The organism is Variovorax brevis (assembly GCF_030317105.1).
In the GTDB taxonomy this organism is placed as follows: Bacteria; Pseudomonadota; Gammaproteobacteria; order Burkholderiales; family Burkholderiaceae_C; genus Variovorax; species Variovorax brevis.
Genome location: NZ_JASZYG010000020.1, coordinates 24,597 through 46,590 on the forward strand (window position 1 = coordinate 24,597; position 21,994 = coordinate 46,590).

The following is a 21,994-nucleotide window of genomic DNA, read 5'->3' on the forward strand; positions in this document are numbered from 1 at the left end:
TTCTTTCTTCCATCCTTGCAGCGCGCCGGGGTGGCGCGCGGGTTAACCGGCTTCGGTGTCGAAGAACAGATCCATGGCGTTGACCAGGGCGATCACTGCAATCCCTACGGCGATGACGATGCCGACCCACACGATGACGTCATCGAGCGTGACAGTGCTGAAGGCCTGAAACAGGGATGAGAGAAGGTCCATGGCACGCCTTTGCATGTCGGTTGCACGTCGACAGGGAAACAGTGCGACACCTGTGTCGCAGCCCCAATCTGCGATCCATGCCAACGTTAAGGCTCAGAGGGCCTTCAACCCGTAGTGGGCGCGCGCTCCACGCTGTGGGACGGCGGTGGCGCTTGCGGTAGGCATGCGCCGACGGCATGTCGCGTTTGGCGATGCGCTACCGTTTGGCCGCCGGCGCAAAGCCCAGCGCACGCATCGGCGCAGCCAGCCCGGCGCGGCGCTTTTCCATGTCGGCCCACGGTCGATTGCCGACGTCGTGGCGTGATTCGATATTGGCCAGCGTCCAGTGGGCGCCGCTCGTCAGGTCGGGTAGTTCGTCCCACGCGACCGGCACGGAAACACCCAGCCCGGGACGCGCCCGGACTGACCATGCCGCGGCGGTCGTCGCGCCGAATCCGTTGCGCAGGTAGTCCACGAAGATCTTGCCCACGCGGTTCTTCGGGCCGCTCTTGGCCACGAAGCGGTCGGGAATGATCTGGGCCAGATGCGCCACGATGGCATGCGAGAAGTCGCGCACAGCGTCCCAGCCGAAGTGGCGCCGGAGCGGCACGACGATGTGCAGGCCCTTGCCGCCACTGGTCTTGAGGAAGGGCGACAGCCCGAGTTCGACCAGCAGCGTCTGGACCAGCAGCGCAGCTTCCTGCATGCGCGACCACGGCACGCCTTCACCGGGGTCGAGGTCGAAGGTCATGCGGTCCGGCTTGTCGATGATGTCGGAGGTGGCGTTCCACGTGTGCAGCTCGACCGTATTCATCTGCGCGGCCGACAGGAGACCGGCGGTGGTGTCGATCTGCAGCAAGGCTTCGTGGCCGGGGTCGAGCGAGGTGTCGAGCAGCTTCACGTCCGGCAGTTCGCGCGCTTGCGCGTGCTTCTGGAAGAACAGTTCGCCGCCCACGCCCTCTGGCGCGCGCACGAGTGACACGGGACGCCGGTGCAAGTGGGGAAGCACGACGTCGGCGAAGCGTGCGTAGTGGGCGACAAGATCGCCCTTGGTAGCGCCGCTGGATTGGTCGATGACGCGGTCGGCGTTCGTGATGCGCGTGGCGGTCTTGGCGCTTGGTGCTCGTTTGGCGCTCGGTGTTTTTTTGGCGTTCGGTGCTGGTTTGGCGTTCGGTGCTTTCTTGGCCTCCGGCGTCGGCGTGGCCGCAGGCGCCTGCGGCTTCCGCCCGCTGATCACGCTGTCCGGCTGGTCTTCCAGCACATCGTATTCATTGAGCGGGCGCGCGGCGCTGTCGGACTCCTTGATGAGCAGCCACGGCGTCTTCTTCTCGCCGTTCCTGCGCATGCGCACCAAGGCCCAGTGGCCATGGAGCTTCTCGCCTTGCAGTTCGAACACCAGCTTGCCGTCTTCGTAGCCCTTGCGCGCATCCTCCTCGGGCAGCCACTGGCCGCGGTCCCACACGATGACGGTGCCCGCGCCGTAGTTGCCGGGCGGAATGGTGCCTTCGAAGTCGCCGTAGGAAAGAGGGTGGTCCTCGACCTGAACGGCCATGCGCTTGACGCTGGGGTCGAGGCATGGGCCCTTCGGCACCGCCCAGCTCTTGAGCGTGCCATCGAGTTCCAGTCGGAAGTCGTAGTGCAGCTGGCTTGCGTGGTGTTTCTGGATCACGAAAGACAGGGCGCCGGCACGCTTTTTCCCTGCCTGGCGCGGCTCAGGCGTGTTGGAGAAATTGCGCTTGCGGTGGTAGGGGGCCAGGGCCTCGCGGGTCGCCATGGGCGCAAGCTAGGCGTCGCTGCGAAAGGGCCCTGTAGGAAAGCAGCGGTGCGCCTCGTGCGTGGGCGCCGCTTGCGCGCCTTGCTGCGCCCGGTTCAGCCCAGATCGCGCTCGCTGAGTTGCGCGAAATAGAACCACTCGGTGCCCGGCAAGGCTTCCGGGTTGGGGAACACGATGAAGCCGTCCTTCGGGGCATGCAACACCGTGCCGTCTTCGCGCATGCCGATGGCCTCTCCCTCCATGACTTCGTCGAAGGTGGCCCAGTCGCGCACGAACTCGTCCTCGGCGTGCAGCCTGTCGGTCACGCTGATCAGGCGCAGCACTTGCGGGCGTGGCGGTGGTGGCGCTTCGGGGTCGGCGGCGATCATGCCCAGCAGGCGAAGGGTGGCCAGGATGGCGTCGCAGGCCACGCCGGGCGCCGCGGGGTCGTTGTGCTGGCCGCATTCGAGCGTGACGCCGTAGCCGCCGCGGCTGCGCATGTACTCGTTGGTGCCGCGTCCGAAGTCGATGGCCGAGTCGTCGACGGCCACGTCCGGCGCGCGTTGCGCCAGCCCGGCGGCGTAGATGTCGAGCCAGCCCTCGACCACGCGAGGCGTGCGCAGGTGCAGGGCCAGTCGTCCTTCTTCTTTTGCGCGCGCAAATGGCTCCAGTGTGCCGGTGTTGTCGCGCGGCCCGATCATCGCGAAGGCCTCGCCGGCGCTCTGGAAGGAATGCAGGTCCAGCAGCACCTCGTGCCGTTCGAGCAGCGGGCAGAGCAGGTCGGTGATGCGCGCTTCGTAGTCCGCGGGCGCTTCGCCCTTGGCGGTCGGGCGGAACATGCGGTTGAGGTTGCGCTCGCCCTCGCGCTGCAGGCGCCGCCGCGCCAGCGGGTTGGCGACCGGCACCATCGTGAGTTGGCCGCGCAGCAACGCGATGGCGCCGCTGTCGAGTTCGCGCAGCACGCGTTCGATGCCGACGGTTCCGCAGGTTTCATCGCCGTGCACGCCGCCCAGCACGACAAGGCGCGGCCCGGGCTCGAGGGCGGCAAATCCATGCACCCGCAAGACATCGGGCAACTCTGGCGGGGCGGCGGCGGAGGGGGCTTTTTCTGGCGGAGTCGACATCGCCGGCCATCCTACAACCCGGCGCATGGCGGTCCTACCGTTTTCGGCGGAACGGCGTGCGACAACGCAGCTTTATGAAACAGGAGGCTGCCGTGGCCACCCATCAAAAGCCAGACGACCTGAAGGACGCCGGAGGCGGCAAGACGAAGACGCAGCAAGGCGGAGAATCGGCCCCGCGCCTGCCACACGAGCACGACCAATCCTCGGACAGCCAGGAAACACAGGACGGCGTGCCGACCGAAGTGGGGCGCCAGGCGGCCGAAGACATCGAGCGCGGCATGGTCGATACGGACCGTGGGCCGGTGACGGATCGGGTCTATAACGACAAGGTCAAGCGCTGAAGACATCAGGGTAAACGCGGCCGCCCCGTCGATTGAAGATTTCTCCATCGACGAATAGGCTCCCGCGGATGGAACGACTCCCTCCGCTCAATGCCATCAAGGCATTCGAGGCCGCCGCGCGGCATCTCAGCATCACCCTCGCCGCCGACGAGCTGAGCGTGACGCCGGGCGCGGTCAGCCGGCAGATCAAATCGCTGGAAGAATCGCTGGGCATGAAACTGCTGGTGCGCGGGCATCGGCAGATCTCGCTGACGCGCCTGGGCAGCGAATACTTCAAGGCCGTCACCAAGGCCTTCGACGACCTGAAGGAAGCGACCCGCAAGCTCCAGCGCCGCAGCCCGCGCAAGCAACTGCGGATTCGCGCCTACACCACCTTTGCCATGCGCTGGCTGATTCCGCGCCTGTCGGGCTTTCACGCGGCCAACCCCGGCGTGGAGGTGCTGCTGACGGCGTCGCTGGACGAAGTGGATTTCAAGAAGGAAGACATCGACGGCGCCATCCGCCTGGGCGATGGGCAGTGGCCGGGCGTCAATGCGCATCGACTCATCGACAACATCCTGTTGCCGGTGGCGAGTCCCGCGCTGATGAAGAACGGGCCGCCCCTCAAGAAAGCGGCCGACCTGAAAGCGCACACGTTGCTGCATTCCATCGCACGGCCCGACGACTGGGCGCACTGGCTGGACGCGCACGCGCCGCGCGCGCGCATCGATGCGCGTTCGGGCATGAGCTACCAGAGCTCCGCGATGTCGTACATGGCGGCAGCAGAAGGCCAGGGCGTGGCGATTGCACAGCGCTTCCTGGTCGAGAACGACCTGCGCGAGGGCCGGCTGGTCGCGCCCTTCAAGCAAAACGTCGTCGACATGGGCGACTACACCTACTACCTGATCACGCCCTCGCACCGCGAGGAAGGCAAGAACATGAAGACCTTTCGCGCGTGGCTGATGGCGCAATTGGACGCGAGCGCGCAAGCGTAGTCACGATCAAGCGCCCACGAAGCGCGGCGATCGCTTCTCCGAAAAAGCCTGCTTGCCTTCGCGGCGATCGATGGAATCGCGCAGAGTGCCCCAGTACAGTTCGGTGAGTTGCTGCGCATCGGCATCGCTCAGGTGCGCGGTGCTCTTGGCGAGGCGCTTGATGGCCTGCACCGCCAGCGGTGCGTTGCCGGCGATGCGGCGGGCCAGCGCCATCGCGCGCTCCACCAGTTCGGCGGGCCCGCACAGCTCTGACACCAACCCCATCTGCAGCGCCGCCTGCGCATCGACGCGTTCGCCGGTGAGCGCCATCTGCATCGCATGCGCCGCGGGCACGGCGCGCAGCAAGCGATGCACGCCCGACACGCCCGGGACAGAGCCGACAGCCGCCTCCGGCAAGCCGAAGCTCGCCGTCGTCGACGCGATGCGCATGTCACACTGCAAGGCCAGCTCCAGCCCGCCGCCCAAACAATAGCCGTTGATGGCGGCGATCACCGGCTTGTGAAGCTGAAGCTCGCTCAAGTCCATCAGCCGCACGTAGACGCCGAGGCGCGTCGCGATGTCCGTCGATGCGAACATGCCTTGCGCATAGCTCGCTGAAATCTCCGGCGCGCCCTTGAGGTCCGCGCCGGAGCAGAAGGACTTCTCGCCCGCCCCGGTGACGACCAGCACGCGAACGGCATCGTCGTCGCGCGCTTCGCCGATGCGTTGGCGCAAATCGTGCAACGCGTCGATGCTCAGCGCGTTGTGCGCCTGCGCCCGGTTCAGCGTCAGGCGGGCCACGCCGTCTTGCGTGTCGTACAGGACGTTCATGACCGCCTCACACGCTGGCCGACGACAGGCTGCGCCCGCCGCAAACGTACAGCGTCTGTCCCGTGACGTACGAGGCCGCAGGGTCAAGAAAGAACTCGATGGCCAGCGCGATGTCGTCCGGCGTGCCGATGCGCTGGACGGGCACCGTGTTCTTCAGCTTCGTCTGCACCTCGTCGGTGAAGGTGCGAAACAGCGGCGTGTCGACGATGCCCGGCGCCACCGCGTTCACCGTGATGCCCTTGGCCGCGAACTCGATGGCCAGGCTGCGCGTGAGGCTCACCACGCCTCCCTTGGCCGCCGAATAGTTGGCCTGACCGAAGCCGCCGAGCCATGCGCGCGAAGAGATGTTGACGATGCGCCCGAAGCCGCGCTCCACCATGCCGCCCAGCACCGCGCGGCAGCACAGGAACTGCGAGCGCAGGTTGGTGTCGATGACCAGGTCCCAGTCGTCGTCCGTCATCTTGAGGAAGCGCGTGTCGCGCACCGCGCCGGCGTTGTTGACGAGGAAGTCGACCTTGCCCAGGCGCTCCGCCACCGTGGCCACGGCTGCGTTGACCTCGGCGGAATTCGTGAGGTCGACCGGCACGCCGATGACCTTGAGGTCGTCGGCCTGCAACGTGGCCACGGAGGCATCCAGCGCGTCCCGGTCGCGATCGAACAATGCGACGGCCATGCCCTGCCGGGCCAGCCGCGCGGCGATGCCCAGTCCGATGCCGCGTGCGGCGCCGGTGACGACGGCGACGTGATGGGATTCGAATCGGCTCATGTCACACCCCCAGCAAATGAACGGAAGACGCCGCGTGATCCACGCCCGCAATGCCGCCGCCGGTGCATTGCGCCAGCCCGACTTTCGCGCCCTGCACCTGCCGCGCGCCTGCGCGGCCCTGCAGCTGCCAGACCAGTTCGACCATCTGCGCAACGCCCGTGGCGCCGAGCGGATGCCCCTTGGCGAGCAAGCCGCCACTGGGGTTCACCGGCTGCCGGCCGCCCAATGCGGTCGCGCCGGAATGCAGCAGCGACACCGCCTCGCCATGCGCGGCCAGGCCCAGCGCTTCGTAGTACAGCAGCTCGGCGATGGTGAAGGCGTCGTGCAGTTCCACCACGTCCACGTCCTTTGGCGACAAGCCGGCCTGCTCGTACGACACACGCGCGGCGCGCGCCGTGATCTCGGCATCGAGGATGTCGTCGCGTGCGCTTTCACGCAGGCCCGACACCACGGCAGAGGAGAGGATCCTCACCGGCTTGTTGGCATCGCCGCGCTTGGTGCTCAGCACCACCGCGGCGGAACCGTCGACTTGCGACGGACAGCATTGCAGCAGCGTCAGCGGGTCGGCGATCATGCGCGAGGCCAGCACTTCGTCGATCGAGGTTTCCTTGCGCTGCTGCGCGTATTCGTTGAGCGCGCCGTGGCGGCGGTTCTTCACGGCCACCGTCGCCAGGTCGCGTGGGCTCGCGCCGCGCTCCTCGATGAAGCGCGTGCCGCGCATCGCGTAGACCGCTGGCAGCACCATGCCGGCCGTCGCGTAGAGATCCGTCATCGCGTCGTTGCGCTGCAGGGGAATGGTGCCGCCGCCCAGCGCGGTCAGTTGCTCGATGCCGAACACCAGCACCGTGTCGTATTGATCGGCCAGCATCGCGTGCCGCGCCAGGTGCACGGCGGTGGCGCCGCTGGCGCAGGCGTTCTCCACGTTGTAGACCGGCACGCCGTTGAAGCCCAAGTCTCGCACGATCACCTGGCCCAGGATCATCCCGCCCAGCACGTTGGCGCAGTAGATGGCCTGGATGTCCTGCGGCGACACGCCCGCGTCGTCCATGGCGCGCAGGATCGCGGCCTGCGCCAACTCGGGCGCCAGGGTGCCGGTGTGGCGTCCGAAAGGCGTCATGGCGGCGCCGGTGATGAAAACGTCCTTGGCGGTCATTGCGCACTCCCTTCGACATGGCTGAACACATAGCCGAAAGCCGCATCCGGCACGGCGCGATAACGGTCGCCGATGGCGGGCCGATGCTTGCCTTGCAGGCGGCCGAAGATGCGCACCGGTCCCGGCAGATCGACGTAGCCCAGCGCGAAGGGCTGCTCGCCGCTCTTCGGGTTGGGATGGATCACGGTGAAGCTGTAGACCGTCCCTTCGCCTTGAAGCTCGATGCGCTCATGTGCCGCATTGAGCGGCGAGCCTTCGGCATAGGGCGGGAACATGATCTGTCCGGTGGATTTGTGACGCGAAGCCAGCAGCGCGCTCGACGCGCCGGGGCTCCAGATGGATGGCGATGACATGCCCGGGTCTCCTTGAAGTGGCCGGCGATACAGCCGGTGCTGGGAGGAATGTTCAGCCAAGCCCGCAAACCCTCAAACCGATATTTACGGCCTCACGGTTGACTGAAACTCAAGCAAAACGCCAAGCCTTCCATGCGTGAGTTTTGATCAAGCGTGGCGCCCGAAATCTCGGTTGTCCCTTCCTGCTGTGCGCGCAACCATTGCTTCACCTGTGGCGATTCGCGCCATGGATGTGGAAGGACCCAATGGAGACGACAACAGCATCAACGGCGAGCGCGCTGCGGGATGACTTCGACCCCGACGGCCGCGTGCGCGGCAACCCGCTGCTCGACGACCTCGACGTGCGGCTCGGCCGCATCGCACCCGGCGAATGCACGCTCACGCTTCAGATCGGCGAGCGCCACCTCAACCGCTCGGGGAGCCTGCAAGGAGGTGTCTCGGCCACGCTGCTGGATGCCGCCTGCGGCTATGCGGGGCTCATGACCGACGCACAGGCGCCGCTCCGCCACGGTGTGACGGTGATGCTGTCGGTGTGCTACTTGGGCCGCGTGAGTGCCGGCCGCGTCCTCGCCACCGGCCGTGTCGTGCGTTCGGGCCGGAGCATCTTTTTCTGCTCGGGCGAACTGGTGTCCGAAGCGGGCGAGCTCATCGCCACCGCGCAGGGCAGCTTCAAGCGCACGGCGCCCTTGTCACGTCAATCCATCAGCAAAGAGACAAGGTCATGAGACACGCACTGGACGGCCTCACGGTCGTGGACTTCACGCAGATCGGCGCCGGTCCCACCTGCACCATGTTGCTGGCCGACTTGGGGGCACGCGTCATCAAGGTCGAATCGCCGGCCGGCGACATCGGCCGGACGCTGGGCCCCGGGTGGGTCGGCGAAGACGCCGCGCTGTACCACGGCTTCAACCGCAACAAGCTCGGCATGGCACTGGACTTCAAGACGCCCGAGGGCCTGGAGATTGCGAAACGTCTCATCGCCACCGCCGACATCGTCGTCGAGAGCATGCGCCCCGGCGTGATGCAGCGAGCGGGGCTGGCCCATGCGCAGTTGCAAGCGCGGCACCCGGCACTCATCTATTGCTCGATCTCCGCGTACGGGCAGGAGGGGCCGTATGCGCAACGCGCAGGCGTCGATGGCGTGCTGCAGGCGGACTCCGGCTTGATGAGCCTGATCGGCACGCCCGGCGGCGAGCCCTGCAAGGTTCAGGCGCCGGTCGTGGACGTGACCACCGGCTACCTCGCGTGCATCGCCATCCTCGCCAAGCTGCAGCAGCGCAGCCGCGATGGCCAGGGCGGGCATCTGGACGTGAGCCTGCTGAACGCCGCACTGGCCTTGCAACAGTCGTCCATCACGAGCTACTTTGCGGATGGCGAGTTGCCGGTGCCTTCGGGCAGCGCCGCGCCCTACTCCGCGCCCAACCAGGCCTTCGAGACGAAGGAAGGCTGGTTGATGGTGGCCGCCTACAGCGCGCAGCGATGGGCCAGTCTTTGCGAGGTGCTCGAGCTGCCGCAACTGGCGAACGACCCGCGCTTTGCGACGTCGCCGCTGCGCGTGGCGAACCGCGATGCGATGACGCGGGAATTGACGGTCGCGTTCCGGCGCCACACGGCTGACGAATGGATCGCGCCGTTGCAGGCGGCGGACATCCTTTGCGCGAAGGTGGCCAGCTATGCCGACATTGCGGCGCATCCGCAGGTGGCGGCGAATGCGATGCTGCCGGCGGTGGAGGTGCCGGGCTTCGGCGCGCTGAGGATGCCGGGCTTTCCGATCAACAGCGCGAGTGCGAACGCGGCGGGGTTCAGCGCGGCGCCTTCATGTGGGCAGGACACGGAAGCGATCCTGCGCGAGTTGGGTTATGGGGATGCGCAAATCGCGGGGCTCGTACGGGACAAGGCGGTGAGCGGGCCTCCTTGCAGTGCAACGAAGCCCGTCGTACCCCTCAGCGCCCCTTGCTCCGCTTGAACAGCGCCACTGCCACCAGCGCCACGCCGAGCACGATCGCAAACCATCCCACGAGGTAGGCGCCGCCGATCATCTCGCGGTATGCCGGCGACTGCAGGAACTGCGGCGCGAGCAACACCACGATGCCGATCACGATGCAGGCGACGCCGCGGGGGAGCATCTGCGTGTTGTCTTTCATGGCTGGCGCACCGCCACCGACCAGCCTGCATGCTGGTTCGTCTTGTCGTTTTCGTAGTCCCATGCTGTGCCGCAGGCGTCGCAACGGTAGCGGGTGACGGTGACCGTGTGCCCGCCGCTGTCGCCATCGCTGCGCTCCACCTTGCGGCTGGAGATCTGGACGAGCTCGGCATGCCCGGGCGCGCGGCGCCAGTTGCGCTGGATGCCGGCGCATGAGGCGCAGAGCTGCATGTTTCCGGGTTGGTCTTGTTCGTTGGAATCGTTCGTCATAAGCGTCCATGCCCCCTTGTCGGTTGAGCGAAAAAGCGACTGATACTAGCAACAGGACGGCTTTCATCGACCAACCCGGACACGGGCCTTGATGTGAGGCTCCTCAACCGCGCGTGCGCTCGTCCCCGCCTTCGTTCCCATTCCGAAGGAGAGTGCGGAAACCGCGAAGCCGTCGGCGGCGCCTTGTCACGCCCTGCGCTCTTGTTGCGCTGTTCAGTTGGCACGCGGCATACGGCCATGAGCTGCCGTTGTCGAGGGCGTCTACGTTCCGGTTCAAGTGATGTGCAACACATCGAAGCGCTTCCAATTGGCTTTCGACATTGCATGGGCTACATTTTGTTGCAGCCGGCTGAGCGTCTCCTGCTTGGCCACTGACAAGGAGCGCCATAGGAATGATTTGCCCCCAATGCGAGGCTGAGAACGCGTTCGCGGCCACGCGCTGTGCCAAATGCGGGAACCCTTTTGGCCCGTCCCGTGACTTGCGCCTCGAACATGCCTCCAGTGCAAGCGACGGCGCCCCAGCATCCAACTTGAAGCGTCCCCGGCCCTTAGCGTCACCAACGGAGGCGCTTGGCCAGACACAGCATCTCAACTGGATCGGCCGCTACGCGCTCTGGGGCATGCCCATCACGTATCTCGGCTTGGTCGCGGCATCCGCGTTCGGGCTGAAGTTGCCGATGCTTGTCTTAAAGGTGCTCATCGGAGGCGGCGCTCTCTGGCCGTTGCGCGCGTTGCTCAAGAAGGAGCCCGGCAACGTGCGCGCCCTGATGGCGCGAAAGTTCGGCCGCATCCAAATGGGCGTAATGCTCGCAGCGGAACTGGCCACTATTCCCGTCATGCTTGTTCTGCCAGCCGAATCCTGGTTGGTAGTGGGCGGAATCTTTTTGGTCGTGGCATTTGTGGTGCACCTCGTAGTCGGTGTCATAGGCATGCGTCGCTTCAAAGGCGTTGCGCAACTCGGCGCATAGAACGTCTTGCGCGGGCGCCGCGCCTGCTTGACAGGCGTCTGCATCCGGGGCCAAAAGCAGGCACTCGCGATCGTCCGCTCTGCGCGCCAGTGTTTGCCGTGCACCAACGCGGTCTTCAGCGTGGCCGAGATTCCCATGCGGCAATAATTGCGCCATTCGCGGCGACGCCTAGAAAGACCTCCTTGTCGTAGCCCTCAAGCAAGTCTGCTCGCGTCTTCACGAATGAGTGCGCAATGCAAAGAAGCTCATTTGCCTGTGCATCATCGCAGGCGACAGAGACCTCGTAGCAAGTAAACATGATCCTCGGTAGATTGAAGCCTAACCCTCTCCGCCAACCACCCTGGATCGCGGCGACAATTGGCGTTGCGAACGACTTGGCCAACGCCAGATCGTTGTTCATCAAGGCAAGCCGCGCAAGTCCAGCCTGCGGATAGAGCGCCATCATTGGTCGCCCGTGTGACGTGTGAATTGCAAGCGAACGTTCGTAGAACGTCCAAGCCTCGCGAAGATTCCCCAAGCCCAGATGCGCTTCTCCGGCAATCGCCAGAAGCCACACCTGTTGATCCCACTCTCGATCTGGGCCGCCCGCTCGATCGATCCACTCGAGCGCCTCATCGAACTTGCCGATCTCGCAAGCGGCGTGAGCGAGACTGGCCAATACATCCATCGAATGGTCATGCAGGTCCAAGGCTTTGAACTGATCGGCGGCATCCCGCAGGCGTTGTATGGCAATCTCGAAATGTCCAATTTGGAGTTCGATGTGCGCCAAGCGACAGATAAAAGTCAGTTCCCATACGCGATCGCCATGGACCTGCATCAGATCGATGGCACTTTGCATGTACACCCGCGCGGCTGCAAATCGACCGCCTTCGCGCGCGATACGGGCCAAGAGATTCAACGTGGCGGACTCGCCAGACCAGGACTTCGTCAAACGCGCCAATGCGAGACTCTGCTCAGCATGCTGTTGGGCGCGCTCGAACTCACCAGCAGAGGCCAGCGCGCCCCCCAGTTGATTGTGAGCGCGACCGGCCCATGCCTCACACCCCGGCGCCTGCGCATACATCAGGGCTTTGGCCGCAGCGGCCTCGGCCATCGGGAGGTCATTCGAAAAAGCCGCATACGTCGTTCTGAAGGCGGCCGCACCTGCACGCAAGCTGTCGTCGTCCATCTGTTCCGCCATCTGCTCGAGGTCGACAATCTTGCTCTCGTCCTCTGCACGGTGGCCAAGACCGGACGCAACCTGCATGCGCTCAATGAGAACGTAGAACCGATTTTTCGAACAAGGCATCAATGCCAAAGCGCGATCAAAGTACGCAAGCGCAGCCGTCAGGGCAAAAGTGCTCCGCGAAGCAGCCGCTGCCTTGCGAAGGTAGAGCACAGCGCTGTCTGCGTCCCCGGATCTCTCAAAATGGTCTGCGATCAATCCGTGGTACTCGTTCGCCCGATCGCCGCTGCGTGCCAGCAGCCACTGCGCCGTCAGTCGATGTTGTTCGCGCTTGTCTCGCTTGAGGACGGTGCTGTAGGTAACGGAGTGCAGCAGATGGTGCTTGAACGAGAACTCTCGCGTGCCCTCGAAGGCGCTCGCATCCCGCGCACGGGTGAAGTCGTGCAGCATGAGGCCATCCAGCGTTTGCGACGCGACCGGCGTGATCTGCTGCAGCGCCTCGTCCCAGAATACATGGCCAATCACGCTCGCGTGGCGTAGCGCCGCCAGTTCCAGTGGCGGTAGTGCGTCCAGACGGGCCTGGAGCACGCCAGCAAGGGTCGATGGCACGCGCATCTGCAGCAGGCGGTCGGTATCGACCCGCCAGCGTTCCTCATCGACAACGATGACGCCGTCGTCGATGAGCATTCCGATGAGTTCCTCGATGTAGTACGGGTTGCCCTCAGCCGTATGCGCCACCAGATCGCGGAGAGCGGCTGGAACGGCGTCCATCCGGGCCAGCAGCACGTCAGCAAGTGCACAGCTTCCGTCGATCGACAGTGGCTCCAGGTCAATCCGCAGATAGTTGGCCTGGCCGGCACCCCAGAGCGGTCGCCTATTCAACAGGGTAGGGCGGGTCAGGCCCAAGATCAGGATTGGCACGTCCTGGCAGGCACGCACGATGTGGTCAACGAAATCCAGGGAACCATCGTCGGCCCAGTGGAGGTCATCGAGCAGCAGCAAGAGCGTCGCCTTTGTATCCTGGTGGAGCCGCCGGAGGTACTGCGCAACAGTGCGAAACGCGCGATCCCGCACGGCCTGTCCATCGCCTTCGATGGCGGTGATCTGCAAGTCGTTTCCGAAAGCCAACCCGATCAGGCGGCCGACGGAGGCCGGTTGTTCCGCCGCCACCTCGTCGAGTTTCGCGGCGAACCCTTCCTTCAACTTTTCGCGAGCCACCTCTTGAGGGTCGCTGTCGAGGATCCCGAAATGCGATGTCAGCAGATCGCGCAGCAATCCATAGGGGATGCTGTTGCTGTACGGCTGGGCGCGGCCATGCATGTGGATGAAGACGCTGCCGCTATGTTTGAGTCCCTTTTCAAAGTCGAGCGCCAGCCGGGTCTTGCCGAGCCCGGCCTCGCCCGACACGGTCACGTGCATGAGGTTGCCGTCTACCGATACGGTCTCAAAGCCTTCGATCAGTTTCGCAAGTTCGCGTTCGCGTCCGACTGTCGGGGTGAAGATGCCATCGAGACCGCGACCCACCATGCCGACGCGGCGGGTGAACTCGCGAACCACCAGATAACTGCGCATTGGCTCCGAGAAGCCTTTTACGGTGATCGGTGGCTCTTCGGTCAGGTCGAACTTGCCTCGAACGTGATGCTGGGTCTCATGGCTGATGCGCACTCCGCCGACGGGAGCCGTTTGTTCCATGCGCGCAGCAATGTTGACCGTGATGCCGCGGATGGTGCTCGCTTCGTCAACACCACCCCCCAACAGCACAGTACCCGTGTGCACGCCGACTCGAACGTTGAAGTCACCTTGGCGGATCTTGGCTCGAACCTCGGCGCCAATCTGCTGCGCCTCGCGGACAATTGCGAGTCCACAGCGCACAGCTCGCTCGGCGTCATCTTCGAGAACCGTGGTTGCGCCGAACACTGCAAGCAGGCTGTCACCGGCATACTGCAATACGCGACCTCGGTGGCCCTCAACTATCAGGGTAAGTCGCCGCAGCGCGCCATCAATGATCGAGTGAACCTCCTCCGCGTCGAGTTGACGACTCAACGCAGTGGATCCCACGACGTCCGTGAAAAGCACCGTGACTTGGCGCAACGATTGATCATGCTCGACGACACCGGCCAAACGTTCAAGCATGGGCGCGAGAGCAGCATCGGTGATCGAATTGCCAACGATATGGCGTTGCGCTTCCAGCGCGGCGATCGCCATTTCAAGTTGTTGACGGTCGTTCATGTGGCTCCTGAGGCTTACGCACTAGACGCCAGTGAATTCAAACAAGTGCTCAGAACAGAACGTGCACGGGAGTGTGAACCCTCGAATTCCGGCGCGGAACTCCCTATCGCAGCCGGACCCCCCTCTCCGAGCGCCCAACGTTGCAATCTCGGCTTGGCATTTTAGGACTACATCATGGTCCGCAACGTGGGGCTCACAGTCGCATTGAAGGACCGCTCCCCGGCACTAATTCCGCGGCCGTGTCGCTGGTCAGGGTCGAAAGCTGCGTCGAGCGGCTGCTTCTGGCATCTACATGATTGCCTGGCAAATGGCCGGGGCTGCATGCTCGCAAAACTCGCTGATAGTGGGGCCCTTGGCCGACCGGGCGATCGCGCCCAAGGTCGGCCGCCAGGGACGGTCGCGAACCGGTGCTCGCGGCCATCACCGGCCAGTCGATGCCTGTGCCCGATAGCGGCCGCTCGACGCCGCTGTCGACCCGTTGCGGTCGTTCGGATTTGCAGATGGCTGCCATTCGCGCGGGCGCTCCCCTTAACGCCCATGTGTGGGCCATCTTGACGAGCTCAGACGCCAGGCGCCCAATCCGGACATGTGCCAATTCGGCCTCCGTCGTCGAATGCTGATCGCTGGCGCCGCGTCGTGTATTCCCGGCGGCGTGCCCGGGCGCTTGTTTGCTCAAACCCACCGCGCCATCAACGACAAGCTGGAGAGCTCTCGAAGGAGTGCCCACGTCGGCGTTCTGCTGTTTGGTGCGGCGCCACAAGGAGAATCGTCAGAGAGATTCGCTCCGTTGCGCCGGCGCCTTCGTGAACTCGGATACATCGAGGGAAAGACAATTCAGATCGACATTCGCCGTGGAACGGACTCCAGGCAACTCGTTGAGCACGCAGAAGATCTGGTGCGCTCCAAGGTTGATGTGATCGTCACGGCAGGGACTGAAGTTCGCGAAGTTGCGCAGCGCGCAACTGTCAGCATCCCGATCGTTGCGATCGCCGGTAGCGATCCCGTTGCGGAGGGCTGGGCCAATTCGCTCGCCAGACCGGGTGGCAACATCACCGGCCTGACGGTGACGCTTCCGCAAATGGGGCAGAAGCAGCTCGAGTTGCTTCAGATGGCGGTTCCTGGCTTGAAGCGGGTGGCCGCGATGATGACTACGCCGATGTATGAGCGCAAGCTCCAGGACGCAGCGGGGAAACTCTCCGTGCAGCTCATCATCCTGCTCGTGAAAGAGCAAACTGATTTCGACAGTGCATTCAAGACGGCCGGCGCTGAGCGTGCTCAAGCCCTCCTGGCACTGCCGACGCCATTGATCTTCGAGCACCGGGCACAGCTTGCACGTCGGGCGATCGATGCCAGGCTCCCATCGATCAGTGTGCTTCCCCCACTGGCGGAAGCGGGCTTCCTAATGAGCTACGGCGTGAACTTCGACTCATTGATTTGGCGCGCCGCTGACTATGTCGACAGGATTCTCAATGGCGCGTCGCCGGGTGAGATCCCCATCGAGCAACCCCGCGAGTTTGAGTTCGTGATCAATCGAGCGACGGCCGGTGCTCTGAATATCAAGCTTCCTCCCAGCCTGTTGCAGCGCGCAAGTCGAATCGTAGGGTGAGCTCCCCCACGTCGCTCCAAAACCGCGTCGTCATTCCGCATCCGATTGCCCTGCTCAATGTCCGCTCATGGCCCGACCGCCGAATTCCGAGACAGTCCGCTTCGTTGAAGGCTGGGCGACAGCAACGGACCCATCCCCGCCTCTCGCAGTTCGCGCGACCACAAAACCAGTCCAGAACCGGCCAGTCACGCAGAAAGCCCCACCCTCAAGGCCCCGACGCCCCCTCCACCACCTCTGGGCACAACGGCAAGCGCACCGTGAACTCACTCCCATGATCCTTCCCATCGGAGCGCACCTCCACAAAGCCCTTGTGCGCATCCACCAGGTCCTTGACCAGCGACAGCCCCACCCCGAACCCGCCTTCGGCCTGATGCGGATTCTCCTGCGTGAACAGATCGAAGATAGTCGGCAAGAGCGTGGACGGGATCCCGATGCCGTTGTCGCTGACCTTGATCACGGCCTGGTCGATCTCGACCGTGCAGTGAAGCCAGATGTGCCCGCCGCGGGGCGTGTACTTGATCGCGTTGTGCAAGAGGTTGAAAACAATCTGGTGCACCCTGGCCTTGTCGGCCAGCAGGTGAACGGGCGCCGGCGGCACCAGCACGTCCAAAGTCTGCAGCTTCAGGCTTGCGTCGGGACGCACAGCCGCCGCGATTTCCTGCAGGTCGGTGCACAGGTCAAATGAGGTCTTCACGAGCTGGAGCTTGCCCGCGCCGAATCGTGCGACCTCGGCCAGGTCCTCCAGCATCCGCTCCATCTGGACGACCTGTCGCTTCACGACGTTGAGCGGCATTTCCAGCTCGGGCGTTGCCAAGCCCCGCCTTGCCACCAGTTCGGTCACGTTGCGAATGGGCCCCAGCGCGTTTCGCACTTCATGGGTCAGGCGACTGAAGAAGACGTCCCTGCCGCGCAGCGCATCGTGCGCATGGTCGAGCCGGTTCACGGTCGTCTCCATCTGGGCCCGCAGGTTCGTTCGGTTGCACATCATCTTGGCGAAGCCGACGTGCCGGTCGCCCTCGCGCAATGCGACGAGGCTGCCGGCCACCCAGATGCGAATGCCGTCTTTGCGAACGTGCCAGCGGTCGTCCTCGGACTGGCCGATCGCCAGCGCCACCGCGCGCTCCATGTCGGCCAGGCCCAGCGCCAGATCCTCCGGTGCAAAGATCAGGTCGAACGGCTTTCCGATCACCTCTTCTTCGGTGTAGCCGAACATGGCCTCGGAGGCGCCGCGCCAGCCAATGATGGCTCCCGCCGTATCGAGCAGGACGAATGCCAGGTCGGGCGCCTGCTGCCAGAGTAACTCCAGCGCCCGTTCGGGCGTGACGCGCTCACTGCAATGGTCGGGGTGGCTTTCATTCATGGCCGCCGATGATGCGCCCAAGCGCGCGGAGACGTGCAACGCGGGGCATGCAGAACCCGCTGCGGGTCAAAGTGTGGCGAGATGCTTCAGCGCAAACGGCCCATCACCCCCAAGCTGCTCCCGGAGAAACTGAACGCACACCCGCACCTTTGCCGAATGGCTCAAGCGCACCGTGCTCGCAGCCCACACGTCCGCAGGCTGCGACCAGGCCGGAAGAATCTGCACCAGCCGCCCCGCCACCAGGTCGGCATGCAGGTCCCACACCGCCGGCAGCAGGATGCCGTGACCGTCGTTCGCCCATCCGCGCACGATCTCGGAATTGTTGGATGACAGCCGGCCCGTGACCTTGACCTTCTCGACGCCGCCGCCCGGACCGGTCAGGCGCCACACGCCGAAGGTCTGGTTGCGGTCGCGCAAGACCAGGCAATCGTGCTGGCTCAGTTCGGCGACGCTGGCCGGCGTGCCGCGTCGCGCCAGGTAGCCGGGCGCAGCGCACAACACGCGCTGGCTCGAAGCGATGCGATGGGCGACCAGATGCGGCTCGTCCACCTCGCCCACACGCACATCCAGGTCGATGTTCTCGCTGACCAGGTCGACGCGTCGGTCCACGGCGTCGAGCGTGATGTCGAGCGCGGGATAGCGCGTGGCCAGCAGGGAAAGGATCGGCGCGATGTGCTTGCGCCCGAGCCTGAAACTGGTCGTCACGCGCAAGCTGCCACGCGGGTCGAGTCGGCCGCCGGCGACGGTCTCGCCCAGGTGGTCCACGCCCTGGAAGATCTGCTGCGCCGAGGCGTACACGCGCTCGCCGTCGTCGGTCACCGTCACGCGCCTGGCCGCGCGATGAAATAGCGTGACCCCGAGCGCCTTCTCCAGGATGGCGATGCGCTTGCTCACGTAAGCCGGGGAAGTGCCCAGTTCGGTCGCCGTCGCCGCAAAGCTGGCCTTGCGGGCCGCAAGGCAGAACACGCGCAGGTCTTCGAGCTGGAAGTCGAGATTCACGATTCGTGAATCATAGAACCACATCCGGGCCGTTGTTCGCTCAATCTGTCTTCAATACATTGGCCGCATAGCGCAACGCTTGCGCAGCAAAAGCAGGAGACAGACCCCGTGAACGCCGCCACATCCTCCACCCAGCCGCCGCTGCGTATCGCAGTGGCCGGTGCCGGCTTGATCGGCCGCCGCCACATCGAGTTGGTCCAGCAGAGCGGCGAATGCACGCTCGCGGCCATCGTCGATCCGTCGCCTGCCGCAGCGGCCCTGGCCGATGGCGCGAAGGTGCCGCACTTCAAGCACCTGTCCGACCTGCTGGCGCAACACGACAAGCCCGACGGTGTGATCCTCGCGACGCCGAACCACCTGCATGTGGCGAATGCATTCGAGTGCATCGACGCCGGCGTGGCCGCCTTGGTTGAAAAGCCGGTCGCGCACACCGTCGAGGAAGCCGAGCGGCTGGCCCAAGCTGTCGCGCGCAGCGGCGCGCGGGTGCTCGTGGGCCACCATCGTGCGCACAGCCCGATCCTCGCGAAAGCGCGCGAAATCATCCAGCAAGGCGCATTGGGCAAGATCGTCGCCGTGACCGGCACGGCCTTGTTCTACAAGCCTGACAACTATTTCGGGGACACCGTCTGGCGCACGCAAATTGGCGGCGGCCCGATCCTCATCAACCTCATCCACGAGATCGGCAACCTGCGCTCGCTCTGCGGCGAAATCGTCTCGGTGCAGGCTGCGGCCTCCAACGCGACGCGCGGCTTCGACGTGGAAGACACGGCAGCGATGCTCTTGCGCTTTGCCAGCGGCGCGCTGGGCGCCTTCGTTCTCTCCGACACGGCCGCATCGACGCGCAGCTGGGAGCAGACTTCGCAAGAAAACAGGGACTACGCAAGCGATGCCGACGAAGACTGCTACGGCATCGTCGGCACCCACGGTTCGCTGTCCATTCCGACGATGCGCCTGAAGCGCTTTGAGGCCGGCCAGAAGCGCTCGTGGTACGAGTCGATGACGGCTTCTGTCGCCGCGTGCGAGCGCCTCGATCCGCTCGCCTTGCAACTGATCCATTTCTGTGCGGTGATCCGCGGCGAAGCGGCCCCGCTGGTCAGCGTGCGCGATGGCTTGCAGAACCTGCGCGTCGTCGAAGCGCTGGCACAGGCCGCGCGCAGCGGCGCAGTGGTCGAGATCGCCACACAACACTGAAATCAACAGGAGACAACGACGTGACCCGCCCCATCTCCCTCGCCGCCCTGACGGTGCTCGAACTCACGCCACCCGAAATGGTGACCTGTGCCTTCGAAGCCGGCTACAGCCACGTCGGCATCCGCCTGCTGCCGGCGACGCCGACCGAGCCGCAGTACGACATCGTGGGCGACACGCCGCTGCTGCGCGAAGTGGAGGCACGGCTCGCGGACACCGGCATCCAGGTGCTGGATGTCGAGATCTTCCGCATCAAGCCCGATACGCGCGCCACGGATTACGAAGCCGCCATCGCCACCTCCGCCCGCCTCGGCGCGAGCGAGTTGCTGGTCGCGGGCAACGATCCCGACGACGCGCGGCAGATCGAGTCATTCGCAGCGTTTTGCGAGCTTGCACAAAGCTACGGCCTGGGCGCAGTGCTCGAGTTCATGCCGTGGACAGATGCCAAGGATCTGGTGCAAGCCGCACGCATCGTCGAACGCTGCGGCCGCGACAACGTCGGCGTGCTGATCGACCCGTTCCATTTCAGCCGTTCGCGCAGCCGCATCGAAGACATCGCATCGATCCCGCCTTCGCGCCTGCGCTACATGCAGTTCTGCGACGTGCCCGCGGAGATTCCGCCGACGATGGAAGCCATCCTCGACCAGGCCCGCGCCGAGCGCCTGTTTCCGGGCGAAGGCGGCGTCGACCTGCTGGGCCTGCTGCGCGCCGTGCCGCGCGACATTCCGCTGAGCCTGGAAGTGCCGACGCACACCCTGGCGCGCACCGTCGGCGCGACCGAACGAGCGCGCCGCGCATTGGCCGCGACGATGCGCGTGCTTGCGCAGCTCGACGACTGAACGGGACGACCATGTCCTCCGTCAAACCCCAACCGGGCAAGATCGACTGCGACCTGCTCGTCATCGGTTCCGGCGCGTCCGGGCTCGCCGCAGCGGTCACTGCGTCGTGGCACGGCCTGAAGGTCGTCGTCGTGGAAAAAGCGCCCGTGTTCGGCGGCGCCACCGCCTGGTCGGGCGGGTGGATGTGGGCACCGGGCAATCCCCTCGCCCAACGCGCCGGCATCCACGAAGACCCGCAGCAGCCGCGCACCTACCTGAAGAACGAACTGGGCGACCGCTACGACGCGGCGAGGGTCGATGCCTTCCTCGACAACGCACCGCAGATGGTCTCCTTCTTCGAGCAGAACACCGCGCTCCAGTTCGTCGATGGCAACGCCATTCCCGATGTGCACGGCCACGTGGCCGGCGCGGGCACCGGAGGCCATCAGGTCATCGCTGCGCCCTTCGATGCGCGCGAACTGGGCGCGCTGAACAAGCGCCTTCGCAAGACGATGCGCGAGACCTCCTTCCTGGGCATGCCGATCATGGCCGGCGCGGACCTCGGCGCATTCCTCAGCATGACGCGCTCGCCCCAATCCTTCCTGCACGTGACCAAGCGCTTCCTGCGCCACTTGCGCGATCTCGCGCTGCATGGCCGTGCGATGCATCTGGTCAATGGTGTCGCGCTGATCGGGCGGCTGGCCAAGTCAGCCGAGGACCTGAAGGTGCGAATGATCGAATCGGCGCCGGCGAAACGCTTGCTCGTCGACAACGGCGTGGTTCGCGGCGCCGTCGTCTCGACGCCCGGGGGCGACATCGAGATCCGCGCAGCGAAGGGTGTGGTGCTCGCAGCGGGCGGCTTTCCGAACGACATCGCGCGGCGCAAGGCCTTGTTCCCGAGAACGCCGACAGGCCACGAACACCTTGCACTGCCGCCGGAGAGCTGTTCGGGCGACGGCATCACCTTGGGCGAATCGGCGGGCGGCATGCTGGACACCAGCGTCGCATCGCCAGCCGCGTGGGCGCCCGTGTCCCGCGTGCCGCATGCGGACGGCTCCACCGGCCACTTCCCGCACATCATCGATCGCGGCAAGCCAGGGCTGATCGGCGTGCTGTCCAACGGCAAGCGCTTCGTCAACGAAGCCGATGGCTACTACGACTACGTTGCCGCCATGATGGCGCAGGCGCCTGAGGGCGAAGAAGTGCATTCATGGCTCGTCTGCGACCATCGCTTCCAGCGGCTGTACGGGCTGGGCTACGCGCGCCCGTTTCCGGTTCCCGTGGGGCGCTTCGTGCGCAATGGCTACCTGAAGCGCGGCGACACCATCGAGGCACTCGCAGCGGCCTGCGGCATTCCTGCGGCCGCGCTCGCGCAAACCGTCAAGCGCTTCAACGAACACGCCCGACACGGCACGGACCCGGACTTCGGACGCGGCAGCACGCCCTACAACCGCAAGATGGGCGACCCATTGCACCAAGGCCCCAACCCGTGCGTCGCGCCGATCGAACATGGCCCCTTCTACGCGGTGAAAGTGCTGCCCGGCAGCTTCGGCACCTTTGCGGGGCTGAAGACGAACGCGCACGCGCAAGTCGTGGGCGCTGACGGCCAGCCGATTGAAGGCCTTTACGCGGTCGGCACGGACATGGCCAGCGTCATGGGCGGCTTCTACCCCTCGGGCGGCATCAACCTCGGCCCGGCCATGACCTTCGGCTTCATCGCCGGCCGCCACGCGGCCAGGGCCGCGGGCGAGGCGCCTGGAGTGACTGAACGTTCTGCCGTCGAAGCGTGGTAAACGGGCAAGG

21 protein-coding genes are annotated in these 21,994 nt (G+C 65.2%); 9 read left to right on the forward strand and 12 right to left on the reverse strand.

Features of this window, described 5'->3' with window-relative positions:
• Nucleotides 1–42: 42 nt before the first annotated feature.
• From QTI66_RS33355 to QTI66_RS33365, 3 genes are all read right to left on the reverse strand, one after another.
• Nucleotides 43–192 (reverse strand): hypothetical protein, encoded by a 150-nt coding sequence (locus QTI66_RS33355; RefSeq protein WP_286564668.1) that lies wholly within the window; start codon nucleotides 190–192, stop codon nucleotides 43–45.
• Between the two features lie 196 nt (nucleotides 193–388).
• Complete coding sequence (gene ligD, locus QTI66_RS33360; protein WP_286564669.1) at nucleotides 389–1,945, reverse strand: non-homologous end-joining DNA ligase; 1,557 nt, start codon at nucleotides 1,943–1,945, stop codon at nucleotides 389–391.
• Between the two features lie 95 nt (nucleotides 1,946–2,040).
• Entirely contained in the window at nucleotides 2,041–3,048 is a 1,008-nt protein-coding gene (locus QTI66_RS33365; RefSeq protein WP_286564670.1) for a M14 family metallopeptidase, read from the reverse strand.
• 92 nt (nucleotides 3,049–3,140) lie between these two features.
• On the opposite strand from QTI66_RS33365, the gene QTI66_RS33370 reads away from it, so the two are divergent.
• Together QTI66_RS33370 and gcvA are read left to right on the forward strand one after the other, a co-directional pair.
• Nucleotides 3,141–3,389 (forward strand): hypothetical protein, encoded by a 249-nt coding sequence (locus QTI66_RS33370; RefSeq protein ID WP_286564671.1) that lies wholly within the window; start codon nucleotides 3,141–3,143, stop codon nucleotides 3,387–3,389.
• 68 nt (nucleotides 3,390–3,457) lie between these two features.
• On the forward strand, nucleotides 3,458–4,363 hold the full coding sequence (gene gcvA, locus QTI66_RS33375; RefSeq protein WP_286564672.1) for a transcriptional regulator GcvA: 906 nt from the start codon (nucleotides 3,458–3,460) through the stop codon (nucleotides 4,361–4,363).
• 6 nt (nucleotides 4,364–4,369) lie between these two features.
• On the opposite strand, the gene QTI66_RS33380 is transcribed toward gcvA, so the two are convergent.
• From QTI66_RS33380 to QTI66_RS33395, 4 genes are read right to left on the reverse strand one after another with little or no spacing between them, the layout of a single operon-like run.
• Nucleotides 4,370–5,173 carry an enoyl-CoA hydratase/isomerase family protein gene (locus QTI66_RS33380; RefSeq protein WP_286564673.1) on the reverse strand — a complete coding sequence of 268 codons (804 nt, stop codon included), beginning with the start codon at nucleotides 5,171–5,173 and terminating at the stop codon, nucleotides 4,370–4,372.
• Between the two features lie 7 nt (nucleotides 5,174–5,180).
• Nucleotides 5,181–5,939, reverse strand: a complete 759-nt coding sequence (locus tag QTI66_RS33385) for an SDR family NAD(P)-dependent oxidoreductase (protein ID WP_286564674.1) — start codon at nucleotides 5,937–5,939, stop codon at nucleotides 5,181–5,183.
• 1 nt (nucleotide 5,940) lies between these two features.
• Entirely contained in the window at nucleotides 5,941–7,092 is a 1,152-nt protein-coding gene (locus tag QTI66_RS33390; RefSeq protein ID WP_286564675.1) for a thiolase family protein, read from the reverse strand.
• A complete protein-coding gene (locus QTI66_RS33395) occupies nucleotides 7,089–7,445 on the reverse strand; it encodes a Zn-ribbon domain-containing OB-fold protein (RefSeq protein ID WP_286564676.1) in 357 nt (118 codons plus the stop codon). Before QTI66_RS33395 ends, QTI66_RS33390 begins: the two co-directional genes overlap by 4 nt.
• A gap of 245 nt (nucleotides 7,446–7,690) precedes the next feature.
• Between QTI66_RS33395 and QTI66_RS33400 the strand changes: the two genes are divergently transcribed.
• Both QTI66_RS33400 and QTI66_RS33405 read left to right on the forward strand, forming a co-directional pair.
• Nucleotides 7,691–8,170 (forward strand): PaaI family thioesterase, encoded by a 480-nt coding sequence (locus QTI66_RS33400; RefSeq protein ID WP_286564677.1) that lies wholly within the window; start codon nucleotides 7,691–7,693, stop codon nucleotides 8,168–8,170.
• A complete protein-coding gene (locus QTI66_RS33405) occupies nucleotides 8,167–9,411 on the forward strand; it encodes a CaiB/BaiF CoA transferase family protein (RefSeq protein ID WP_286564678.1) in 1,245 nt (414 codons plus the stop codon). Before QTI66_RS33400 ends, QTI66_RS33405 begins: the two co-directional genes overlap by 4 nt.
• Here the strand turns inward: QTI66_RS33405 and QTI66_RS33410 are convergent.
• Together QTI66_RS33410 and QTI66_RS33415 are read right to left on the reverse strand one after the other, a co-directional pair.
• Nucleotides 9,389–9,589, reverse strand: a complete 201-nt coding sequence (locus QTI66_RS33410; protein WP_286564679.1) for a hypothetical protein — start codon at nucleotides 9,587–9,589, stop codon at nucleotides 9,389–9,391. The two genes, QTI66_RS33405 and QTI66_RS33410, sit on opposite strands and share 23 nt — an antisense overlap.
• Entirely contained in the window at nucleotides 9,586–9,858 is a 273-nt protein-coding gene (locus QTI66_RS33415; RefSeq protein WP_286564680.1) for a hypothetical protein, read from the reverse strand. Before QTI66_RS33415 ends, QTI66_RS33410 begins: the two co-directional genes overlap by 4 nt.
• 530 nt (nucleotides 9,859–10,388) lie before the next feature.
• Between QTI66_RS33415 and QTI66_RS33420 the strand changes: the two genes are divergently transcribed.
• Nucleotides 10,389–10,826, forward strand: a complete 438-nt coding sequence (locus tag QTI66_RS33420) for a hypothetical protein (protein ID WP_286564681.1) — start codon at nucleotides 10,389–10,391, stop codon at nucleotides 10,824–10,826.
• A gap of 115 nt (nucleotides 10,827–10,941) precedes the next feature.
• On the opposite strand, the gene QTI66_RS33425 is transcribed toward QTI66_RS33420, so the two are convergent.
• Nucleotides 10,942–14,220, reverse strand: a complete 3,279-nt coding sequence (locus tag QTI66_RS33425) for an ATP-binding protein (protein WP_286564682.1) — start codon at nucleotides 14,218–14,220, stop codon at nucleotides 10,942–10,944.
• A gap of 613 nt (nucleotides 14,221–14,833) precedes the next feature.
• On the opposite strand from QTI66_RS33425, the gene QTI66_RS33430 reads away from it, so the two are divergent.
• Nucleotides 14,834–15,826, forward strand: a complete 993-nt coding sequence (locus QTI66_RS33430; RefSeq protein WP_286564683.1) for an ABC transporter substrate-binding protein — start codon at nucleotides 14,834–14,836, stop codon at nucleotides 15,824–15,826.
• Nucleotides 15,827–16,031: 205 nt separating this feature from the next.
• Here QTI66_RS33430 and QTI66_RS33435 read toward each other — a convergent pair whose 3' ends face one another.
• On the reverse strand, nucleotides 16,032–17,186 hold the full coding sequence (locus tag QTI66_RS33435) for a PAS domain-containing sensor histidine kinase (protein ID WP_286564684.1): 1,155 nt from the start codon (nucleotides 17,184–17,186) through the stop codon (nucleotides 16,032–16,034).
• Nucleotides 17,187–17,252: 66 nt separating this feature from the next.
• Nucleotides 17,253–18,185 (reverse strand): LysR substrate-binding domain-containing protein, encoded by a 933-nt coding sequence (locus QTI66_RS33440; protein ID WP_353506258.1) that lies wholly within the window; start codon nucleotides 18,183–18,185, stop codon nucleotides 17,253–17,255.
• A 108-nt stretch (nucleotides 18,186–18,293) separates the two neighbouring features.
• On the opposite strand from QTI66_RS33440, the gene QTI66_RS33445 reads away from it, so the two are divergent.
• From QTI66_RS33445 to QTI66_RS33455, 3 genes are read left to right on the forward strand one after another with little or no spacing between them, the layout of a single operon-like run.
• Nucleotides 18,294–19,376: a Gfo/Idh/MocA family protein gene (locus QTI66_RS33445; protein WP_286564686.1), complete on the forward strand. Its 1,083-nt coding sequence runs from the start codon at nucleotides 18,294–18,296 to the stop codon at nucleotides 19,374–19,376.
• 20 nt (nucleotides 19,377–19,396) lie between these two features.
• Nucleotides 19,397–20,212: a sugar phosphate isomerase/epimerase family protein gene (locus QTI66_RS33450; protein WP_286564687.1), complete on the forward strand. Its 816-nt coding sequence runs from the start codon at nucleotides 19,397–19,399 to the stop codon at nucleotides 20,210–20,212.
• An 11-nt stretch (nucleotides 20,213–20,223) separates the two neighbouring features.
• Nucleotides 20,224–21,984: an FAD-dependent oxidoreductase gene (locus QTI66_RS33455; RefSeq protein ID WP_286564688.1), complete on the forward strand. Its 1,761-nt coding sequence runs from the start codon at nucleotides 20,224–20,226 to the stop codon at nucleotides 21,982–21,984.
• The last annotated feature ends 10 nt before the right edge of the window (nucleotides 21,985–21,994 follow it).

Coding starts and splice junctions, on each gene's coding strand:
- QTI66_RS33355 (WP_286564668.1), bottom strand. CDS start 192: ATGGACCTTCTCTCATCCCTGTTTCAGGCCTTCAGCACTGTCACGCTC.
- ligD (WP_286564669.1), bottom strand. CDS start 1,945: ATGGCGACCCGCGAGGCCCTGGCCCCCTACCACCGCAAGCGCAATTTC.
- QTI66_RS33365 (WP_286564670.1), bottom strand. CDS start 3,048: ATGTCGACTCCGCCAGAAAAAGCCCCCTCCGCCGCCGCCCCGCCAGAG.
- gcvA (WP_286564672.1), top strand. CDS start 3,458: ATGGAACGACTCCCTCCGCTCAATGCCATCAAGGCATTCGAGGCCGCC.
- QTI66_RS33380 (WP_286564673.1), bottom strand. CDS start 5,173: ATGAACGTCCTGTACGACACGCAAGACGGCGTGGCCCGCCTGACGCTG.
- QTI66_RS33385 (WP_286564674.1), bottom strand. CDS start 5,939: ATGAGCCGATTCGAATCCCATCACGTCGCCGTCGTCACCGGCGCCGCA.
- QTI66_RS33390 (WP_286564675.1), bottom strand. CDS start 7,092: ATGACCGCCAAGGACGTTTTCATCACCGGCGCCGCCATGACGCCTTTC.
- QTI66_RS33395 (WP_286564676.1), bottom strand. CDS start 7,445: ATGTCATCGCCATCCATCTGGAGCCCCGGCGCGTCGAGCGCGCTGCTG.
- QTI66_RS33400 (WP_286564677.1), top strand. CDS start 7,691: ATGGAGACGACAACAGCATCAACGGCGAGCGCGCTGCGGGATGACTTC.
- QTI66_RS33405 (WP_286564678.1), top strand. CDS start 8,167: ATGAGACACGCACTGGACGGCCTCACGGTCGTGGACTTCACGCAGATC.
- QTI66_RS33410 (WP_286564679.1), bottom strand. CDS start 9,589: ATGAAAGACAACACGCAGATGCTCCCCCGCGGCGTCGCCTGCATCGTG.
- QTI66_RS33415 (WP_286564680.1), bottom strand. CDS start 9,858: ATGACGAACGATTCCAACGAACAAGACCAACCCGGAAACATGCAGCTC.
- QTI66_RS33425 (WP_286564682.1), bottom strand. CDS start 14,220: ATGAACGACCGTCAACAACTTGAAATGGCGATCGCCGCGCTGGAAGCG.
- QTI66_RS33430 (WP_286564683.1), top strand. CDS start 14,834: ATGCTGATCGCTGGCGCCGCGTCGTGTATTCCCGGCGGCGTGCCCGGG.
- QTI66_RS33435 (WP_286564684.1), bottom strand. CDS start 17,186: ATGAATGAAAGCCACCCCGACCATTGCAGTGAGCGCGTCACGCCCGAA.
- QTI66_RS33455 (WP_286564688.1), top strand. CDS start 20,224: ATGTCCTCCGTCAAACCCCAACCGGGCAAGATCGACTGCGACCTGCTC.